The organism is Klebsiella ornithinolytica (assembly GCF_030505655.1).
Classification (GTDB): domain Bacteria; phylum Pseudomonadota; class Gammaproteobacteria; order Enterobacterales; family Enterobacteriaceae; genus Klebsiella; species Klebsiella ornithinolytica.
This window is the reverse complement of sequence record NZ_CP130153.1, coordinates 2,293,303-2,313,016: the sequence shown is the minus strand read 5'-3', so window position 1 is coordinate 2,313,016 and position 19,714 is coordinate 2,293,303. Positions and strand designations below refer to the sequence as shown.

20 protein-coding genes are annotated in these 19,714 nt (G+C 58.2%); 15 read left to right on the top strand and 5 right to left on the bottom strand.

Annotated elements, in window-relative coordinates; translation table 11 throughout:
• Positions 1-10 precede the first annotated feature (10 nt).
• From Q1L34_RS10805 to Q1L34_RS10790, 4 genes are read left to right on the top strand one after another with little or no spacing between them, the layout of a single operon-like run.
• Positions 11-970: an ABC transporter permease gene (locus tag Q1L34_RS10805; RefSeq protein ID WP_015584160.1), complete on the top strand. Its 960-nt coding sequence runs from the start codon at positions 11-13 to the stop codon at positions 968-970.
• Between the two features lie 2 nt (positions 971-972).
• Positions 973-1,920: an oligopeptide ABC transporter permease gene (gene opp4C, locus Q1L34_RS10800; RefSeq protein ID WP_032717691.1), complete on the top strand. Its 948-nt coding sequence runs from the start codon at positions 973-975 to the stop codon at positions 1,918-1,920.
• Positions 1,917-2,897: an ABC transporter ATP-binding protein gene (locus Q1L34_RS10795; protein ID WP_015584159.1), complete on the top strand. Its 981-nt coding sequence runs from the start codon at positions 1,917-1,919 to the stop codon at positions 2,895-2,897. The genes opp4C and Q1L34_RS10795 overlap by 4 nt, the downstream gene beginning before the upstream one ends.
• Positions 2,894-3,880 (top strand): ABC transporter ATP-binding protein, encoded by a 987-nt coding sequence (locus tag Q1L34_RS10790; RefSeq protein WP_065906628.1) that lies wholly within the window; start codon positions 2,894-2,896, stop codon positions 3,878-3,880. Before Q1L34_RS10795 ends, Q1L34_RS10790 begins: the two co-directional genes overlap by 4 nt.
• Before the next feature lie 131 nt (positions 3,881-4,011).
• Here Q1L34_RS10790 and Q1L34_RS10785 read toward each other — a convergent pair whose 3' ends face one another.
• Complete coding sequence (locus Q1L34_RS10785; RefSeq protein WP_044023519.1) at positions 4,012-6,417, bottom strand: membrane-bound PQQ-dependent dehydrogenase, glucose/quinate/shikimate family; 2,406 nt, start codon at positions 6,415-6,417, stop codon at positions 4,012-4,014.
• A 318-nt stretch (positions 6,418-6,735) separates the two neighbouring features.
• Complete coding sequence (locus Q1L34_RS10780; RefSeq protein ID WP_004862932.1) at positions 6,736-7,644, bottom strand: DUF535 family protein; 909 nt, start codon at positions 7,642-7,644, stop codon at positions 6,736-6,738.
• Positions 7,645-7,952: 308 nt separating this feature from the next.
• Between Q1L34_RS10780 and Q1L34_RS10775 the strand changes: the two genes are divergently transcribed.
• Positions 7,953-8,093 (top strand): hypothetical protein, encoded by a 141-nt coding sequence (locus Q1L34_RS10775; RefSeq protein WP_004862935.1) that lies wholly within the window; start codon positions 7,953-7,955, stop codon positions 8,091-8,093.
• 48 nt (positions 8,094-8,141) lie between these two features.
• Here the strand turns inward: Q1L34_RS10775 and Q1L34_RS10770 are convergent, their stop codons facing one another.
• Positions 8,142-9,032 (bottom strand): LysR family transcriptional regulator, encoded by an 891-nt coding sequence (locus Q1L34_RS10770; protein ID WP_180553798.1) that lies wholly within the window; start codon positions 9,030-9,032, stop codon positions 8,142-8,144.
• A 142-nt stretch (positions 9,033-9,174) separates the two neighbouring features.
• On the opposite strand from Q1L34_RS10770, the gene Q1L34_RS10765 reads away from it, so the two are divergent.
• From Q1L34_RS10765 to Q1L34_RS10735, 7 genes are all read left to right on the top strand, one after another.
• Positions 9,175-9,882 carry a CoA transferase subunit A gene (locus Q1L34_RS10765; protein WP_004862943.1) on the top strand — a complete coding sequence of 236 codons (708 nt, stop codon included), beginning with the start codon at positions 9,175-9,177 and terminating at the stop codon, positions 9,880-9,882.
• A 2-nt stretch (positions 9,883-9,884) separates the two neighbouring features.
• Positions 9,885-10,541, top strand: coding sequence for a CoA transferase subunit B (locus Q1L34_RS10760; protein WP_004862947.1), 657 nt, complete (start codon positions 9,885-9,887; stop codon positions 10,539-10,541).
• A 9-nt stretch (positions 10,542-10,550) separates the two neighbouring features.
• Positions 10,551-11,732: an acetyl-CoA C-acetyltransferase gene (locus tag Q1L34_RS10755; RefSeq protein ID WP_015584155.1), complete on the top strand. Its 1,182-nt coding sequence runs from the start codon at positions 10,551-10,553 to the stop codon at positions 11,730-11,732.
• Between the two features lie 11 nt (positions 11,733-11,743).
• The gene (locus Q1L34_RS10750; protein ID WP_015584154.1) at positions 11,744-12,667 is read left to right on the top strand and encodes a 3-hydroxyacyl-CoA dehydrogenase family protein; all 924 of its coding nucleotides are present in this window, start codon (positions 11,744-11,746) and stop codon (positions 12,665-12,667) included.
• A gap of 43 nt (positions 12,668-12,710) precedes the next feature.
• Positions 12,711-14,105 (top strand): GntP family permease, encoded by a 1,395-nt coding sequence (locus tag Q1L34_RS10745; protein ID WP_196770148.1) that lies wholly within the window; start codon positions 12,711-12,713, stop codon positions 14,103-14,105.
• A 38-nt stretch (positions 14,106-14,143) separates the two neighbouring features.
• Positions 14,144-14,914, top strand: a complete 771-nt coding sequence (locus Q1L34_RS10740) for a 3-hydroxybutyrate dehydrogenase (protein ID WP_015584153.1) — start codon at positions 14,144-14,146, stop codon at positions 14,912-14,914.
• Positions 14,915-15,080: 166 nt separating this feature from the next.
• Entirely contained in the window at positions 15,081-15,251 is a 171-nt protein-coding gene (locus Q1L34_RS10735) for a YnfU family zinc-binding protein (RefSeq protein WP_213084092.1), read from the top strand.
• A 223-nt stretch (positions 15,252-15,474) separates the two neighbouring features.
• Here the strand turns inward: Q1L34_RS10735 and cspE are convergent, their stop codons facing one another.
• On the bottom strand, positions 15,475-15,690 hold the full coding sequence (gene cspE, locus Q1L34_RS10730; protein WP_004862963.1) for a transcription antiterminator/RNA stability regulator CspE: 216 nt from the start codon (positions 15,688-15,690) through the stop codon (positions 15,475-15,477).
• A gap of 299 nt (positions 15,691-15,989) precedes the next feature.
• On the opposite strand from cspE, the gene cspF reads away from it, so the two are divergent.
• On the top strand, positions 15,990-16,202 hold the full coding sequence (cspF, locus tag Q1L34_RS10725) for a cold shock-like protein CspF (RefSeq protein WP_004862967.1): 213 nt from the start codon (positions 15,990-15,992) through the stop codon (positions 16,200-16,202).
• 45 nt (positions 16,203-16,247) lie between these two features.
• Here cspF and Q1L34_RS10720 read toward each other — a convergent pair whose 3' ends face one another.
• Entirely contained in the window at positions 16,248-17,120 is an 873-nt protein-coding gene (locus tag Q1L34_RS10720) for a LysR family transcriptional regulator (RefSeq protein ID WP_015584152.1), read from the bottom strand.
• Positions 17,121-17,226: 106 nt separating this feature from the next.
• On the opposite strand from Q1L34_RS10720, the gene budA reads away from it, so the two are divergent.
• Both budA and alsS read left to right on the top strand, forming a co-directional pair.
• On the top strand, positions 17,227-18,006 hold the full coding sequence (gene budA / locus Q1L34_RS10715; protein ID WP_004862971.1) for an acetolactate decarboxylase: 780 nt from the start codon (positions 17,227-17,229) through the stop codon (positions 18,004-18,006).
• Between the two features lie 10 nt (positions 18,007-18,016).
• On the top strand, positions 18,017-19,696 hold the full coding sequence (gene alsS, locus Q1L34_RS10710; RefSeq protein WP_015584151.1) for an acetolactate synthase AlsS: 1,680 nt from the start codon (positions 18,017-18,019) through the stop codon (positions 19,694-19,696).
• Positions 19,697-19,714 lie beyond the last annotated feature (18 nt).

Sequence of the window (19,714 nt, the reverse complement as noted above, 5' to 3'; positions counted from 1 at the left end):
TGAGAATGTTATGAGAAATTTTATCCTGAGACGGCTGCTGCAAACGCTGCCGATGCTGCTACTGGCCTCATTGATTATTTTTATGCTGTTTGCCAAAACGCCCGGTGACTTTATCGACGGTAATATTACCCTCACTGCCGCTCGCGCCGCCGAACTCAAAGCCATCTATGGCCTCGACCAACCGCTGTTGACCCGCTATCTGCACTGGCTCGGCCAGCTGCTGCGAGGCGATCTCGGTTTCTCGCTGCAGTACCAGATTCCGGTCAGCCAGCTGCTAAACCAGTACATCTGGAACTCGTTCCTGCTGGCAAGCATTGCGCTGGTTTTTTACTGGGGCATCGGCCTGACGGTGGGTATCGTCTCCGCCATGAAGCCAAACTCGCTGTTTGACCACCTGGTGAGCGTGGCGGTCTTTGCCGCGATGTCCTTTCCAACCTTTTTCCTCTGTCTGCTGCTGATTAAGTGGTTCGCCGTGGATCTGCACTGGCTGCCGGTTGGCGGAATGACCAACACCGGCAGCGATGACCGCGGCTGGGGCTATATCCTGCAGGTGGCCGCGCACCTGGTGCTGCCGGTTCTGGCGCTGGTGATGCTGCAGGCCGGCAGCCTGACGCGCTACTTCCGCGCCAGTATGCTTGACGTGGTCAGAATGGATTTTATTCGTACCGCCCGCGCCAAAGGGCTGCATGAACGGACGGTGATCTTCAAACACGCGCTGCGCAATGCGCTGCTGCCCATTATCACGCTGCTCGGCTTCGAGTTACCGGGACTGTTTTCCGGCGCCATCATCACGGAAAAGGTCTTTAACTGGCCCGGGGCCGGGCATATTCATATCGACTCGCTGGCCGCCCGCGATTATCCGGTACTGATGGGATTTACCCTGTTTCTGGCGGTGCTCACCATTCTGGGCAACCTGATAGCCGATGTTCTCTACGCGTGGGCCGACCCGCGAATTCGGCTGAGGTCATAATCATGTTTAGCACTCTGTTTTCAACGCCACGTCGCCTGCGCAAGGCGGAGATTCCGGCGCTCGCTATGATCACCCCGTCACCGTGGCGTCAGGCCTGGCGGTCGCTTAAACGCAACCGGCTGGCCATGTTTTGCCTGCTGCTGCTGGCGGTAATGGCCGCCTGGTGCGTGCTGGGGCCGCTGTGGTCGCCGTGGAAAGATGATGCCACCGATGTCCTGATGATTAACAAGCCGCCCGGCGCTGAGCACTGGCTGGGCACCGACTTTCTCGGCCGCGATGTCTACACCCGCCTGCTGATGGCCGGACGTATTTCGTTGATTATTGGCCTGCTCACCATGCTGCTGTCGGTGGCGCTGGGCTACCTGCTCGGCGCCGTCTCCGGCTATGCCGGCGGCCTGACCGATAAGCTGATCATGCGCCTGGCGGACCTGGTCATGACGATTCCCGGCCTGCCGCTGCTGATCGTCGCTGGCGCGATGTTATCCGAACTCGATTTTTCCCCGGATGCCCGGATCTATATGGTCGTGGTGATGCTCAGCCTGCTGGAGTGGCCAAAGCTGGCGCGGCTGGTGCGGGGTCAATGCCTGTCGCTGCGCGAACGTGATTTCATGCTGGCAACCCGGGTGCTGGGCCTCTCCGCGCGCCGTCGCCTGTTTGGCCATCTGCTGCCCAATACCATTCCGATTCTGGTGGTTATGGCCACCATGGCGGTGGCAAATGCCATTCTGAGCGAATCGGCGCTCAGCTACCTTGGACTGGGGGTGGTTCCCCCCACGCCCTCCTGGGGCAATATGATGGACGCCGCCAACAGCCTGATCGATTTCCAGCGTCGTCCGTGGCTATGGATGCCGCCGGGTATCGCCATTTTTATCACCGTGATTGCCATTAACGTGCTGGGCGACGGCCTGCGCGATGCGATGGATCCGAAAATGAAACAGAGGCTGAAATGAGCGCCCCGTTAATCACTTTCCGACAACTCTCGGTCTCCTTCGCCGCTGAAAAACAGCGTGTGCGGGCGGTACAGGAGGTGTCGTTCGCTATTCATGCCGGCCAGACCGTTGGGATCGTCGGCGAATCCGGCTGTGGAAAAAGCGTCACCGCCATGGCCTTAATGGGCCTACTGCCGCCCCAGGCCGCGCGTATTGATAGCGGCGAAATCCTCTTTGACGGGCAGGACCTGCTGCGTCTGAAAGCCAACCCTATGGCCGACCTGCGCGGCAACCAGCTGGCGATGATCTTTCAGGAACCGATGACCGCGCTGAACCCGGTGCTGACCATCGGCGAGCAGCTGTGCGAGCCGCTCATTCGCCACCGTGGCGAAACGCCCAAAGCCGCCTGGCTCCACGCCACCCGTTTGATAAGCGAAGTGGGGCTGGCGCGCGCGGATAGCCTGATGAACAGCTACCCGCACCAGCTCTCCGGCGGGATGCTACAGCGCGTGATGATTGCCATGGCGCTGAGCTGCCAACCGAAGCTGCTGATCGCCGATGAACCCACCACCGCGCTGGATGTCACCGTTCAGGCGCAAATCCTGCGCCTGCTGCGCGATCGGGCGCAGTCCAGGCGGATGGCGATGCTGCTGATCACCCACGATTTGGGCGTGATTGCGCAAATGGCGGAACAGGTGGTGGTGATGTACGCCGGCCGGGTGGTCGAGTCTGGCCCGACGGCCGAGATCTTACGCCACCCGCAGCATCCCTATACTCAGGGGCTGATCGCCTCGCGTCCGGTGCCCGGCGAACGACGCCGTCGCCTGTACTCAATTCCCGGCCAGGTGCCGGATCTGGCCGCCCTGCCGGCCGGCTGCGCCTTTGCCGACCGCTGCCAGCGGGCCAGCGCAGTCTGCCGCCAGAGTCTCCCTCCGTTATTGGGAACAACGCGGCAGGCCGCCTGCTTTCACACCCTATCCGCGGGGCCGGTTGCATGAACACTGAAAACCATGAATATGTCATTGAAGTCGAAGGATTAAAAAAACACTTTCCGCTGCGCGAGGGGCTGTTTGGCCAGCAAACTGGGCAGCTACGGGCGGTGGACGGCGTCAGCTTTCGCATCCGCCAGGGGACCATTTTCGGCCTGGTGGGCGAATCCGGCAGCGGGAAAACGACCGTGGGGCGCACGCTACTGGGGCTATACGAAAAGAGCGCCGGTAGCGTGAAATACCGGGGCCGGGAGCTCTCCGCCCTCTCCTCGCAGGAGATGCAGGCGCTACGCCCGAAAATCCAGCTGGTGTTTCAGGATCCCTACAGTTCACTGAACCCGCGGATTCGCGTTGGCGAGGCGATTGGCGAAGCCATGCTGCAGCATAAACTGTGCAGCCGGGCGGAACTCTATGACAAGGTGATTGCGGTCATGCAGATCTGCGGCCTCGCGCCCCACCACTACAATCGCTTTCCACATGAGTTCTCGGGCGGTCAGCGCCAGCGTATCGGGATTGCCCGGGCGCTGATTCTCAACCCGGACTTTATCATTGCCGACGAGCCGATCTCGGCGCTGGATGTCTCTATCCAGGCGCAGATCATCAACCTGTTTTCCGATCTGCGCGACGATTTCGGCGTTACCTTTCTGTTTATCTCCCATGACCTTGGCGTGGTGGAGCATCTCTGCGATGACGTGGCGGTGATGTATCTCGGACAATTGGTGGAGACCGCCAGTCGCGATGCGCTGTTTGCCCAACCGCGCCACCCTTACACCCAGGCGCTGCTGGCGGCGATACCGACGCTCGAGCCGCACGCCGAACCCGTCGCGGTTGTACAAGGCGAGATCCCCGATCCCGCGAATCCGCCGCCCGGCTGTCGTTTTTCTTCACGCTGCCCGAGCGCTAACGACCGCTGTCGCCGCGAAATCCCCACGCTGCGTGAGATAGCCGCCGGCCACTTTGTGGCCTGCCATGAGGTGGTCGCCTCCTGCTAAAGCGCGAGGCCTTGCGACTGTCGGTCAACGTGGCCGACACCTGAGCTGAGGCAAAAAAAAACCAGTCAGCAATGACGCTGGCTGGTTTTAACCTGGCGGAGCGGCGAACTCAATACGCCGCCTTCAGGGCGCTACTCTTCCAGCGCATAGGCAATAATATCATCGCCCACATCCGGGGAGTGGCTGGCGCCGCCGGCGGAGATCACCACATACTCCTTGCCCGTTTTCGGCGATTTGTAGATCAGCGGCGCGGCCACTGCGCCTACCGGCAGACGCGCGCGCCACAGCTCTTTACCGGTTGCGGAATCCAGCGCCCGCAGGTAGTTATCCTGGGTCCCGGCAAAGAAGATCAGCCCGGAAGCGGTCGAGGTCGGGCCGCCCAGCGTCGGCATACCCAGCGGGATATGCATGTGGGTTTTCAGACCCAGCGGACCGGTATCCTCGACGGAGCCCATCGGAACCTGCCACATCAGCTGACGAGTATTGAGATCGATGGCGCTCATCGTGCCGAACGGCGGCGTATTACACGGAATCCCCAGCGCGGATTGCAGAATATCGATCCGCACGCCGCCATATGGCCCGGCGATCTGCGGACGGACGGTGCCCATAAATCCCGGGACTTCGTCGGTGGAGACCTTGTATTTCGCCATATCTTCCTGACGCACCAGAGACATTCTCAGCGGCATACGCATGTCGTTAACAAACAGCGTCCCGGTGCGTTCATCGATGGTGATGCCGCCCCAGTTCATGCCGCCCAGCAGGCTCGGCCATTCGATATACGGCTTCTCTGACGGCGGCGTATACATTCCAAGGTAGGTGGACTCTTTGAAGTCAATGCGGCACATCAGCTGGTCAAACGGCGTCACGCCCCACATGGATTTCTCGGTTAACGGCTCAACGCCGAGCTGCGGCATCCCGGTCGAGAACGGCTGCGTGGTAGAAAGACGTTCGCCTTCTGCGCCTGCGTGCGCTACCGGCCGTTCCTCAACGCGCGTCACCGGTTTGCCCGTGCGACGATCGAGAACATAGATCTGACCGGTTTTGGTGGTCTGAATCAGGACCGGAACCTCTTCGCCCTGGTCATTTTTCATATGGAACAGCACCGGCTGAGACGGCAAATCATAGTCCCAGACATCATGGTGAACGGTCTGGAAGACCCATTTTGTTTCACCGGTGCTGGCATCCACCGCCACCACCGAAGAGCCGTACTTCTCTTTGGCCTCATTACGATCGCCGCCCCAGTAATCCGGCGGACCGTTGCCGGTCGGCAGATAAACCAGGTTCAGCTCTTTATCAAAGCCCGGAACCGTCCACACGTTCGGCGTTTCGAGTGTGTACACCCGCCCTTTTTGCGGATCGGTCACATTTTCCGGTTGCCCCACATCCCAGGCCCAAACCACGTTGCCGCTGCGCACATCGAAGGCGCGGACCACGCCGGAAGGTTCGCCGTGAATAATATCGCGAACCCAGCCGCCCAGTATCGCAATATGCCCCATGATCACCGGCGTCGAAGTCGGATGGTAGCGCTTGCTGTTTTCGGTGTTGTCCATCCCCTGCTTGAGATCGACGCTACCGTGGCGGCCGAAGTTATCGCACAGCTCGCCGGTTTTGGCGTTCAGCGCCAGCAGGCGCGCATCGACGGTAGAGACCAGAATCCGCTGCGGACACTGCTGCAGGTCCGGGCTGGCTTTCTCCTGCGCCGTCAGCGTCGTATCGTTTTGCACATCATAGTAGCCGACGCCGCGGCAGGTAACGTGCTCTGCGGTCTGCGCGTGTGGGTCAAAGCGCCAGCGCGCTTTCCCGGTATCCGCATCCAGGGCGGTGACCACGTTCAGCGGCGTACAGGAGTAGAGCGTATCGCCAATTTGCAGCGGCGTATTCTCATCCACCCCGATCCCCGGGCCGCTTACCCGGCGGCCGGTGTGGTAGGTCCACGCCACCTTCAGGTTTTTCACGTTCTCCGGGGTAATGTCATCGTATGGAGCAAAACGGGTACCTGAGGCATCGCGGGCGAAAAACTCCCAGTTGTCGCTTTGGGAAGCGAGGGTTGGCTTACTATCGGCGGCGGCTTTCACCACGCCATGATGAATGCCACCGTGGGGAGAAAACGCCGAGACCAGCGTCGCCAGCAGCGCGATGAAAATCGCCGAGGCGCTCCAGTTCGCATAGCGGACCGCGGTGCGTTTGACCGGCAGCGTTGTGGCCAGCCACAGGCCCAGCATCAGCAGCAGAGCCGGAACCACCAGACGAGGAATCAGTCCCCAGTAGCTGAGCTGCACTTCATAAAGCGCCCAGACAAGGGTCAGTAAGAAGGTCACGATGGTGAAAGGGAGGACGTATTGACTGCGGATAAGGTATCCGATGGCGATAAGCAGATAGGCCACTCCAGCCAACAGGTACCAGGCGCTACCGCCCAGAGTCAGGAGCTTACCGCCCCAGAAAGTGAAAAAGAGTCCAGTACAAAAACTGAGTAATACAAATATAACCCGGTAGACGGTGAAGAAGATCCTCCTGCCGCTACCTCGCTGTTCGTCCATATCTCATCCCATACGACTTTAGTCGTTATAACCAATATATTTATTTTTAACAGCATCCGATCCAAACAAATCGGATACAGACCGCATAACATCCTGGTTGGACGCTCATGAGCCGAGCGAAGAACGTAATAAAGTATATGGATTTGTAAAAGTTATGTAAAACAAACCAGCATTAAATGTTTAAAATTTTTTAATATATAAACGGAAGTTGCATCAGAAACGGTGATAAAGCGCGTGATAAATCACCAGAGGAGGATAAACGGGCGGGAGATGGCTGGCCAACAGCCCCCTGTGGGCCAGCACACCGGTAGGTGCAAATTAGTTTACGGGCCGGGACCCACTGATTTGCCGCAGAGCAGCCTTCATTTCCAGCTGCGCCAGCTCCTTCAAACCTTCGCGTTTGATAAACTGACTGCGATGTTTGCTTTTGACCTCTTCTATACTTTTTTTGATCTCCTGCGGCGGTAATTTATACCAGCCGCGACGATGTTTTTCGCCCCCGACTTCCAGCCACAGCGCAGCATAACTGGTTTGTACTTTCTCGCTTTTGACGTGAAAATCGGAGTCGATGGCATAGATCTCTTTAATATCGCTATGCTGTAAAAAACCATATAGCAGAGAGATAATTAAATTTTTCGGTCGGGTGCCGTGCAGCTCTTTAGTCAGCACTTTAATTTCATCATTGGCAATATCCTTCCCTCCCTGAATGCCGCCGATATAAGCCCGGCCATCCTCGGTGCAGGAAAAACAGATGCTGTAAATGCGTTTTCCATCCTGAAGCATTAATAGCATCAGTTCGCCCTCTTCCTGAAAAGGCGAAGCCAGCAATTTCACCGCAATGTGGCTACCGTTTTTCAGCGGAATTTCCGCCACGGTCAGCCCATACTCCACCACGTTATACAGCTGTGGCAGCGCGGCTGCGCTAAAGGTTTTCTCGATAAAAATCAAGGAGCCATAGGCAATATCCAGCTTGGCTCTTCTTGACATTTTTTTATTTAAATAGGCTTTGAACGGCTTATCCTGAAAACTGACCAGCCCCTGCGTTGCACCGGTTAATCTGGCGCAAACATATTTATCACAAAGCGCTTGATATTCCTTATACTTTCCCCCTGCGAGAGGTATTTCTCTGCATTTTCGTAAGACCTTTTTATATTTGAGTTTAATTTGACAAATCAATTTATTATTTTTTCGCCATTCTTTGATGGCAACTGTTGCTGTTTGAGCCATTGATCAAGATCCATAGAATCAACCATAATCGCGGCCATAATATCATAAATAGTTCAAGTCAACGCTTGATTAGTGAGTCGTTGTCCTTTCATTTAATAAATAGGTAGATAATCATTCTCACGCCTATAATTAAAGGCGGGGGGATGTCAACTCTTATTATTGGCAGTCTCTTCTGGCGTCAGATGAAAATATCACGCGGCGCCACGCTATTACCGCTCTGTGCGGTAACGGGGCGCCGAGGGTTCATCCTGGCATGGTTTTGCTCTATAATCTGACCCCAGTCAAAAGTGAACTAAAGTGGGTAACTCATGGAAATTGATCTCGACAATCTGGTCTTCAGCGGTCTGGAAGAAGCGCAAGAGCGCAATGCCGAACGCCTTGAAGACGCTGACAAAAAAGCCGAAGCGATCGTTGCCGATGATGATTGTGGCGACGCCTGCAAAATCTGATTCCTGAACCGGCTAACCACGCCGGTTTTTTTTATCCTCGCCCGTCAGTCAAGCCGTAAATGCCCCCTTCAGCGTGCACAGCAACGCCTGCGCCGCCTTCGACAGCTGCAGATGACCGGCATGGATCACCCCGACACACTTCTCAATCGGCGGGTTATCCAGCGGCAGACATACGGCGCCCAGCGCCTGCATCTGTGACTGGCAGAGCGCCGGGACGGCGCTGCCGCCGAGGCCGCTGGCCACCATTCTGCCTACCGTCACCAGCTGGTGACTCTCCAGCGCAACATCCAGTTGACGACCGCTGCGCGCCAGCTCCTCTTCAAGCATCAGGCGGACCGCCGAAGGCCGCTGCAGCGTAATAAAATCCAGCGTCAACAGCTCGCGCCACGAGAGACGATGTTTACCGGCCAGGGGCGATGATTTCGGCACAATCGCGATAAAACGGTCAACGCCCAGCGGCGTAAACAGCAGATTATTGGTTGGCGCCGGCTCAAAGGCGATCCCCATCTCCACCCGCCCTTCACGAACCATTTCTATCACCTGCTCGTTAATCACATCGTGAACGGTCACGTTAATTCCGGCATAGCGATCGCGAAAGGCTTTCAACACCTCGGGCAGGACGTTTGCCGCAAACGAGGGCATGGCCGCGATCGAGATTTTGCCACGCTGCAGGGTAAAGCTCTGGCGCATCGCCTCTTCGGCGTTATCCCAGTCGGCCAGCAGCTGACGAGCCATCGGTAAAAAGATCTCCCCCTCCTGAGTCAGCGTCACCCGGCGGGTGCTGCGTTGCAGCAATGCGCCGCCGAGCCCCTCCTCCAGTCCTTTGATGGTCAGACTGAGGGCCGGCTGCGAAATATTCAGCCGTTCGCTGGCGTGGGCAAAATTCAGAGTGTGAGCTACCGCTAAAAACGCGCGTAACTGTTTGACACTCATTCTCATTTTTCATCCCGTTAACTAATTGAAAAAATTTAGTTAACAACAAATTAATAAGAAAACCCAATGAGTAGGTCACAAATTCAAAATTAACAAATCAGTCTGCGCCGCCAATGATAGCCCCATCGCAAGCCAGCAGAGGTGAAACATGGCAGGACTGGATAAGCGCGTCGCCAGCTACGAAGCGGCGCTGGAAGGGTTAACGGATGGTATGACCGTGCTGGCCGGCGGTTTTGGCCTGTGCGGCATTCCCGAAAATTTGATTGCCGAAGTCAAACGCCGGAACGTACAGGGGCTGACGGTGGTATCAAATAACTGCGGCGTCGACGGTTTCGGTCTTGGCATCCTGCTGGAGACGCGCCAGGTACGCAAAGTGGTGGCCTCATATGTCGGCGAAAACGCCCTCTTTGCGCAGCAGGCGCTCAGCGGCGAACTGCAGGTGGAGCTGACCCCACAAGGCACGCTGGCGGAAAAAGTTCGCGCCGGCGGCGCAGGCATCCCCGGTTTTTACACCGCCACCGGCTACGGTACGCCGGTGGCGGAAGGAAAAGAGGTGCGCCAGTTTGCCGGTAAGCACTACATCCTCGAAGAGGCCATCACCGGCGACTTCGCTCTCATCAAAGGCTGGAAGGCGGACTGGTACGGCAACGTTATCTATCGCCATACGGCGCAAAACTTTAATCCGCTGATGGCCGCCGCCGGGCGCATTACGGTGGTCGAGGTTGAAGAGATCGTCCCGCCGGGGGAACTTCCGCCCTCTTCAATCCACACCCCCGGCATCTACGTCGACCGGCTGATCGTCGGCCAGTTCGAGAAACGCATTGAACAGCGCACGCTGCGCGCAGGGAGCCTCTGATTATGCTGACTCGCGAACAAATGGCTATCCGCGTCGCCCGGGAGCTGCGCGATGGCGACTACGTCAATCTCGGGATCGGCATCCCGACGCTGGTGGCCAACTACATCCCGGCAGGCGTTGACGTCATGCTGCAATCCGAAAACGGCCTGCTCGGTATGGGCGGTTTTCCGCACGAGGCGGAGCTCGACGCCGACATGATCAACGCCGGGAAACAGACGGTCACCGCCCGGACCGGCGCGGCGATCTTCGACTCCGCGCAGTCCTTCGCCATGATCCGCGGCGGTCATGTCGATCTGACCGTTCTCGGCGCCTTTGAAGTTGACGTTGAGGGCAATATCGCCTCGTGGATGATCCCGGGAAAAATGGTGAAAGGCATGGGCGGCGCAATGGATCTGGTGGCCGGGGCACAAAACATCATCGTGGTGATGACCCACGCCTCGAAAAGCGGCGAATCCAAACTCCTGCCGCGCTGTACCTTGCCGCTGACCGGCGTCGGCTGTATTCGGCGGGTACTGACCGACCTCGCCCTGCTGGAGATACGCGACGGGGCCTTCGTCCTGCGCGAACACGCGCCGGGCGTCACCCTCGACGACATCAGGCGCAAAACCGCCGGACGCCTGATTGTCCCGGACGACGTCTGTGAAATGCGTTTCAACTGAGGAGGCAACATGAAAGAAGTGGTGATTGTCAGTGCGGTCAGAACGCCCATCGGCAGCTTTCGTGGCGTATTCTCAGCGCTTTCCGCCGTTGACCTCGGCGCCGAAGTCGTGCGCAGCCTGCTGGCCCGCTGCTCGCTGTCGGTAACGGAAGTCGACGAGCTTATTTTCGGCCAGGTTTTAACCGCCGGCTGCGGGCAGAATCCGGCGCGCCAGACGGCCTTACGCGCCGGTCTGCCGATCGACTGTCCGGCAGTGACGGTGAATCTGGTTTGCGGTTCCGGGCTGAAAGCCGTGCAGCAAGCGGTGCAGGCGATCCGCAGCGGCGACGCCCAGGTGGTCATCGCCGGGGGGCAGGAGAGCATGAGCAATGCCCCCTATCTGATTGACGGCGCCCGTGCCGGGCTACGCATCGGCCATAGCAGCATGCGGGACAGCATGATTCAGGACGGCCTGTGGGATGCTTTCAACGACTATCACATGGGCGTAACGGCAGAAAATCTCGCCGACCGCTATGCCATCGATCGCCAACAGCAGGACGCCTTTGCCGCCGGTTCACAGCAGAAAGCGGCGGCGGCGATCGACGCGGGCCGCTTTGAGCAAGAGATCGTGCCGGTCGTCGTCAGACAGGGGAAGCAACCGCCGCAGACCATTACCCGCGACGAGCAGCCCCGCCCGGCCACCACTCCAGAGCAGCTGGCGCAGCTGCGCCCTGCGTTCCGCGTGGAAAACGGCACCGTCACCGCCGGGAACGCCTCTTCGCTTAACGACGGCGCGGCGGCGGTACTCCTGATGAGCGCTGACAAAGCCCGGGAGCGGGGACTGCCGGTACTGGGACGCATTGTCAGCAGCGCCGTGGCAGGCGTCGATCCGGCGATCATGGGCATTGGTCCCGTCAGCGCCTGCGAGATGGCGCTGGCCCGGGCCGGATGGCAGCTGGATGAGGTGGATTTAATTGAGGCTAACGAGGCGTTTGCCGTTCAGGCGCTGGCGGTTGGCCAGTCCCTGGGCTGGGAGAGCAGCAAGGTCAACGTCAACGGCGGCGCCATTGCCCTCGGCCACCCTATCGGCGCCTCCGGCTGCCGGATCCTCGTCACCCTGCTGCATGAAATGCAGCGCCGGAGCGTCAGTAAAGGGCTTGCCACCCTCTGCGTGGGCGGCGGACAGGGTATCGCCATGACGATCGCACGTTAACAGGAGTCACTATGTATAAACCAACGCTGGCGGTGCTCGGCGCCGGACTGATGGGTATCGGTATCGCCTGCCACTTTGCTCGCCACGGCCACCGGGTACGGCTTTACGACACCGACCCGACGCGTCTGGCGGAAGTCCCTGCCGTTGCCGCCGCTATTTTGCATGAACTGCAGGAGAGCGGACAATTTGACGCCGCCCACCAGCAGGCGGTTCTGGCGCGCTTAACCGGGACCACCAGCCTCAGCGATCTGGCGGAATCGACGCTGCTGATTGAGGCGATTCCCGAACGTTTGCCGCTCAAACATGCACTGTACGCTCAGCTGGAAACGCTGATTGCCGACGATGCGATCATTGCCAGCAACACCAGCGGCCTGCCGCCGGATAGCCTCGCGGCGGGTATGATCCACCCGCAGCGGCTGTTAATCGCCCACTTCTGGCACCCGCCGCACTTTATTCCGCTTGTGGAAGTGGTGCCCGGCAGCGCCACGCGCCCGGACCTCCCCGCGCTGGTGAGCGACTTTTTCGCCACCGCGGCGCTGGAAGCGGTGGTGCTTCAACGTGCGGCGCCGGGGTTCGTCGGCAATCGCCTGCAGTTCGCTTTGCTGCGCGAGGCGCTGCATATCGTCCACAGCGGTATCGCCTCACCGGAAGTGGTAGATCGGGTCATGCGCGCCTCCCTCGGCCGCCGCTACGCGATGGTCGGTCCGCTGGAGGCGGCCGATATGACCGGGCTGGCGACGGTGCAGGATATTTGTCAGCACCTGCTGCCGGAGCTGGCCGGCGGCGCACAAATGATGGAACTGGTGGCGGAAAAGGTCGCCAGGGGCGAGACCGGTGCGCGCAGCGGGCAAGGATTTTATCGCTGGGATAATGCCCGAATGGCGCGTATCCAGTCGCGTCGGGAGCACCTCCTGCGCTATGCCCTGAAACCGTAGCGTCTCGAACTGTAGCCCACAATAACAATGAGAGTGAGGTGTCGTGATGAGTGTTTTGATTGCCCTGGCCGCGCTGGCATTACTGATGCTGGCGGCCTATCGAGGATATAGCGTTATCCTCTTTGCCCCTATCGCCGCCCTCGGCGCAGTACTGCTCACCGACCCTGGCGCAGTAGGACCGACCTTTACCGGTCTGTTTATGGAAAAAATGGTCGGGTTTGTAAAACTCTACTTCCCGGTGTTTCTGCTGGGCGCGGTGTTCGGCAAGCTTATTGAGCTGTCGGGCTTCTCGCGCGCCATCGTCGCCGCCGCCATTCAGATCCTCGGCCGACGTCACGCCATCCCGGTCATCGTCCTGGTTTGCGCCCTGCTAACCTATGGCGGCGTCTCGCTGTTTGTGGTGGCCTTCGCGGTCTACCCGTTTGCCGCCGAGCTGTTCCGCCAGAGCGCTATCCCCAAACGGCTGATTCCGGCCACCGTTGCGCTGGGGGCGTTTTCATTCACCATGGATGCCCTGCCCGGGACGCCGCAGATCCAGAACATTATTCCCACCAGTTTCTTTGGCACCAACGCCTGGGCAGCCCCCTGGCTTGGAACGATCGGTTCGCTGTTTATCATCACCTTCGGTCTGCTCTGGCTGGAACGTCAACGCCGTAAAGCCCAGCACGCGGGAGAAGGTTACGGCACGGATTTACAAAACGAGCCGGACACGCCGGACAACATCAACCTTCCCCATCCGCTGATAGCCATTGCCCCGCTGCTGCTGGTTGGGATCCTGAACCTGCTGTTTACCCGCTGGATCCCGCGGTGGTACGGTACCACTCACGAGCTGGTTTTACCGGGACTGGCGAAGCCGATCGTCACCGAAGTGGGCAAAATCACCGCGATCTGGGCCGTTGAAGCAGCGCTGCTGGCTGGCATTGTCGTGGTGCTGGTGTTCGGCTTTCGCAATATCCGCGGGCGTCTGGCGGAAGGCAGCCGCACCGCCGTTAGCGGCGCTATTCTCGCGGCGATGAATACGGCTTCGGAATATGGCTTTGGCGCCGTCATTGCCGCGCTGCCCGGTTTCCTGGTTTTGTCAAAAGCGCTGACGGCCATTCCCAACCCGCTGCTGAATGAAGCCATCAGCGTGACGGTGCTGGCGGGGATTACCGGTTCCGCATCGGGCGGGATGAGTATCGCCCTCGCGGCGATGTCGGAGACCTTTATCGCTGCCGCCCACGCCGCCGATATTCCGCTGGAGGTGCTGCATCGCGTGGCCTCGATGGCCAGCGGCGGTATGGATACGCTGCCGCATAATGGCGCGGTAATCACCCTGCTGGCGATTACCGGCCTCAGCCATCGTCAGGCCTACGGCGGCATTTTTGCCATTACCCTGATTAAAAGTCTGGCGGTTCTGTTTGTCATTGCCGTCTTCTATTTAACCGGCATTGTCTGATGCGACAATATTTTACCGGCATCATGAAGGAAAATAGCATGAATCTGAACGGAAAGGTGGCGCTGGTCACCGGCTCAACAAGCGGTATCGGTTTAGGGATCGCGAAGGTACTGGCAAAATCCGGCGCGCAGCTGATCCTCAACGGCTTTGGCGATAGCGCATCCGCGCGCGCGGAAGTGGCGCAAATCGGCAAAACCCCGGGATATCACGATGCCGACCTGCGCGATGTGCAGCAAATTGAGGCGATGATGGCCTACGCCGAGGCACAATTTGGCGGCGTGGATATTGTGATTAATAACGCCGGGATCCAGCACGTGGCGCCGGTGGAGCATTTTGCCGTAGAGAAGTGGAACGATATTATAGCTATCAACCTCTCCAGCGTTTTTCACACCAGTCGTCTGGCGCTCCCCGGGATGCGGGCGCGTAACTGGGGGCGCATTATCAATATTGCCTCGGTTCACGGCCTGGTGGCCTCGAAGGATAAGTCGGCCTACGTCGCGGCCAAACACGGCGTGATCGGCCTGAGCAAAACGCTGGCGCTGGAGACAGCCAGAACCGGCGTGACCTGCAATGCGATTTGTCCCGGCTGGGTGCTAACCCCGCTGGTACAGCAGCAGATCGATAAACGCATCGCTGAAGGTAGCGACCCTGAGCAGGCCCGCGAACAGCTGCTGGCGGAAAAGCAGCCCTCCGGCGAGTTTGTCACCCCGGAACAGCTGGGTGAACTGGCGCTGTTTCTCTGTAGCGAAGGCGCCGCCCAGGTGCGCGGCGCGGCATGGAACATGGACGGCGGCTGGGTCGCGCAATAACCGACAACCTGCTCAGGAGGCGCCCGTTCCTGCTGAGCAGGCGCCTCATTTTTCCGGCGGGATATTTTCCTGCCGTCGGTTTATTTTCGGCAAAAGACAATGAGTTCGGGCTATTTATTTAATAATGATGTATGGTTTCAGGCCATTAAATCAGGAAGGAAATCATATGTCAGATCGAAAAGATGCCAAAAGCCGCCGTAATTATCTTGTAAAATGCACCTGCCCTAATTGCTCCCAGGATTCAGAACACAGCTTCAGCCGAGTACAAAAAGGCGCCCAGCTCATTTGCCCCTACTGCCACAAACTCTTCCAGACAACAGCAAAAAATGCTGCTTAATCTCTAGATGCCAGACGCTGATTGTTCCACGAAATCCAACACTGATTAGATTATTCTTATCACCTTGAATGAATGGCACAATCGGTTGTTATTTTTTTGGCAAATAGAAAACCCGCACTCTGGCGGGTTTTAAATAAATCTATTCTGTCTGTTCCACGGGTAAATCTGTCTACTCAGGCTGCTGCCGTCTTCGTTATCGCAGACCCGCCCATGTTCAGCATACTTAGCCTACGATGGAAACGTTTGTCGCCGCCGGGCCTTTCGCGCCGCTGCCGACCACAAACTCAACCTTCTGCCCTTCAAACAGGGTGCGGAAGTCTTCGCTTTGAATCGCAGAAAAGTGGACGAAGATGTCCTTGCTGCCGTCGGCCGGCGTAATGAAGCCGAAGCCTTTATCTGCGTTAAACCATTTGACTAAACCAGTCATTTTATTCGACATTCGATATTCCTTTTTATGAGCCCTTAATCGGCAAACTGGTTTGCGCTACAGAATCAACTTAACACTTAATGGAGGGACTCAAGGAAGGAGGTATCAGCGATAACGCCTGGAAATGAGGACTGCTTTAGTGAACTGCTTTCTGTCTTACAAACCGACCTGGCTATTAAGGCACAGGGTATATTTATTAGCAAGGTTTATTTTAGCCGTCCGGAAGCCTGCTCCGGTAAAAAATTAAATCGATAGCTTTATTGTTCGATTAATGTATAGTTCGCCGGTACTTATTTTTACAAGGATTTTATTTGTTCCAAAAAATGACAGGCATTGTCAAAGCGTTTGATAATAAAACCGGCAAAGGCCTTATAATTCCCTCCGATGGTCGTAAAGACGTTCAGGTCCATATTTCTGCATTATCCCCTGGTGAATCAGAAACCATAATTCCAGGTATTCGCGTTGAATTTCGCCGGGTCAACGGCCTGCGCGGTCCGACGGCGGCTAACGTCTACCTCTCATAGCCACAACCCGACCGCTGATACGGCTCCGATAGCCCACCGGAGCGGCTAAAACATCTCCAGAAAACGTTTTACCGTTCGCGATCGTTCGAATCGCCGCCACGCAATCGCAACATCGGTCGTCACCGGCGTCCCCGATAACGGGCGATAGATGACGTCGGGATGGTGGATACAGGTCATCGACTGTGGCACCAGCGCGAAACCAAATCCGGCAGCCACCATGCTTAAGGAGGAGGAGAGTTGCGAAGATTGACTCGCCTGCTGCATATCGATACCGGCGCGCAAACAGCTATTAAAGACCTGCTCATACAGTCCCGGGGCCACCTCACGCGGAAACAGAATCGGCGCGGTCTCCTGCAGTTGTACCAGCGATAGCGCGTTCTCACCGGCAAGCGGGTGGTCACGGTGCAGGGCGATAACCATCGGCTCCACATCGATAATGCGCAGGTTAAACGCTTTGCTGCTTTCGCACGGCAGGCGCACAAAGGCGATATCCAGCTCCCCTTCCCCCAGCGCGCTCATCAGCGCCGCCATATTGCCTTCGACCTGGCGCAGGGCGACCGCCGGATAGCGGCGCTGAAACTGGCGCAGCAGCGCGAAAATCTGCGGATGAAAAGCATTAGAACTGGTGATACCTAACGCCAGCCTGCCGTTCATCCCGCGGGCGATACCTTTGGTCTTTTCCAGCGCCGCGTCGCTCAGAGCAAGGATCTGGCAGGCATCTTCATAAAACGATTCTCCCGCTTCCGTCAGCTCAATTCCCCGCGTCAGACGGCGCAGCAATGGCGTACCAATCTCCCTCTCAAGCCTCTGAATTTGCTGACTTAATGGCGGTTGAGAGATGCCAAGCTCCCTGGCGGCGCGGGTGAAATTTCGCGCCTCGGCCACGGCGACAAAATAGCGTAGATAACGAAGTTCCATATCAAAAACGTCTCAAACCAGCATGCTTTGTATATTGGAACTGAGAGCTGAATCGGGTCAACAATTATTTAATCTTTCTTATATTTGTTGAACGAGGAAGTCTCTGATGACCCATTCTTCTGCATGCACCTGCCAGCAAAGCCTGTGCGAAACCGTACGCGGTTTTTCTGCCCAGCAGCCTGATAACGTGCTCTATCAGACCTCTTTGATGAGCGCGCTCCTGAGCGGCGTCTATGAGGGCAATACCACCATCGCCGACCTGCTCACCCACGGCGATTTCGGTCTCGGAACCTTTAACGAACTCGATGGCGAACTGATCGCCTTCAGCAGCGAGGTCTACCAGCTGCGCGCCGACGGCAGCGCGCGCAAAGCCCGCGGGGACCAAAAAACACCGTTCGCGGTGATGACCTGGTTTCGACCGCAGCACCGCGTCAGCTTCGACCACCCGGTAAACCGCCAGCAGTTGCATGAGATCATCGACCGACAGATCCCCTCCGACAATCTGTTCTGCGCCCTGCATATCGACGGCCATTTTCGCCACGCCCATACCCGGACCGTACCCCGCCAGACTCCCCCCTACCGGGCGATGACCGATGTTCTGGACGACCAGCCGGTGTTCCGCTTCAACCAGCGCAAAGGGATACTGGTCGGTTTTCGCACCCCGCAGCATATGCAGGGGATTAACGTCGCCGGGTATCACGAACACTTCATCACCGACGATCGTCAGGGCGGCGGCCATCTGCTGGATTACCAGCTCGATAGCGGCGTGCTGACTTTCGGCGAGATCCACAAACTGCTGATTGACCTCCCGGCCGACAGCGCTTTTCTCCAGGCCGATTTGCATCCTGACAATCTCGACGCCGCCATTCGCGCGGTAGAAAATTAAGGAGCTTCATATGGACAATCAACGTCACGAACGCCAGTGGGCGCACGGCGCGGATATGATAGTCAGTCAGCTTGAGGCCCAGGGCGTCCGCCAGGTCTTCGGCATCCCCGGCGCGAAAATAGATAAAGTCTTCGATTCGCTGCTGGACTCCACCATCCGGATTATTCCCGTGCGCCACGAAGCTAATGCCGCCTTTATGGCCGCGGCAGTCGGTCGCCTGACCGGTAAAGCGGGCGTCGCGCTGGTCACCTCCGGCCCAGGCTGTTCGAATCTGATTACCGGGATGGCTACCGCGAACAGCGAGGGCGATCCGGTGGTGGCGCTGGGTGGCGCGGTTAAGCGGGCGGATAAGGCAAAACTGGTCCATCAAAGCATGGATACCGTGGCGATGTTCAGCCCGGTAACCAAATATGCCGTTGAAGTGACCGCCGCCGACGCGCTGGCGGAAGTTGTCTCCAACGCTTTCCGCGCCGCTGAGCAGGGGCGCCCCGGCAGCGCCTTTATCAGCCTGCCGCAGGATGTTGTCGATCAACCCACCCACGGCGCGATTCTCCCGGTCGGCAACGCCCCGCAAATGGGCGCGGCCCCTGACGAGGCGATCGAGAAGGTCGCGCAGATGATCGCCGCCGCCAGGAACCCGGTTTTCCTGCTCGGGCTGATGGCCAGCCAGCCGGAAAACAGCCGCGCCCTGCACCAGCTGCTGGAACAGAGTCATATTCCGGTCACCAGCACCTACCAGGCTGCCGGGGCGGTCAATCAGCAGCACTTTGCGCGCTTCGCCGGCCGGGTCGGACTGTTTAACAACCAGGCCGGCGACCGCCTGCTCCACCTCGCCGACCTGATCATCTGCATCGGCTACAGCCCGGTCGAATATGAACCGGCGATGTGGAACCGCGGTAACGCGACGCTGGTACATATCGACGTGCTGCCGGCTTATGAAGAGCGTAACTACACCCCCGATATGGAGCTGGTGGGTGATATCGCCGCGACGCTGAACAAACTGACCCGACGCATCAGCCATAAGCTGGTGTTAACCCCGCAGGCGGCGGAGATCCTCACCGATCGCCAGCATCAGCGCGAGCTGCTCGACCGCCGCGGCGCGCAGCTGAATCAATTTGCCCTTCATCCGCTGCGCATCGTGCGGGCGATGCAGGATATCGTCAACAGCGATGTCACCCTCACCGTCGACATGGGCAGCTTCCATATCTGGATCGCCCGCTATCTGTACAGCTTCCGCGCCCGCCAGGTGATGATTTCCAACGGTCAGCAGACGATGGGCGTCGCGCTGCCGTGGGCAATCGGCGCCTGGCTGGTCAATCCGCAGCGCAAAGTGGTCTCGGTTTCCGGCGACGGCGGGTTCCTGCAATCCAGCATGGAGCTGGAGACCGCCGTCCGGCTGCAGGCCAATATCCTGCATATCATCTGGGTCGACAACGGTTACAACATGGTGGCGATTCAGGAACAGAAAAAATACCAGCGCCTCTCCGGCGTAGAGTTCGGTCCGGTTGATTTCAAAGCCTACGCCGAATCTTTCGGGGCCAAAGGCTTTTCGGTGGAGAGCGCCGACGCGCTGGAGCCGACATTACGTGCCGCCATGGACGTCGATGGCCCGGCGGTGGTCGCTATTCCGGTCGACTACCGCGATAACCCTCTGCTGATGGGGCAACTCCATCTCAGCCAAATACTGTGAGTCACTACAAAAAGGAAA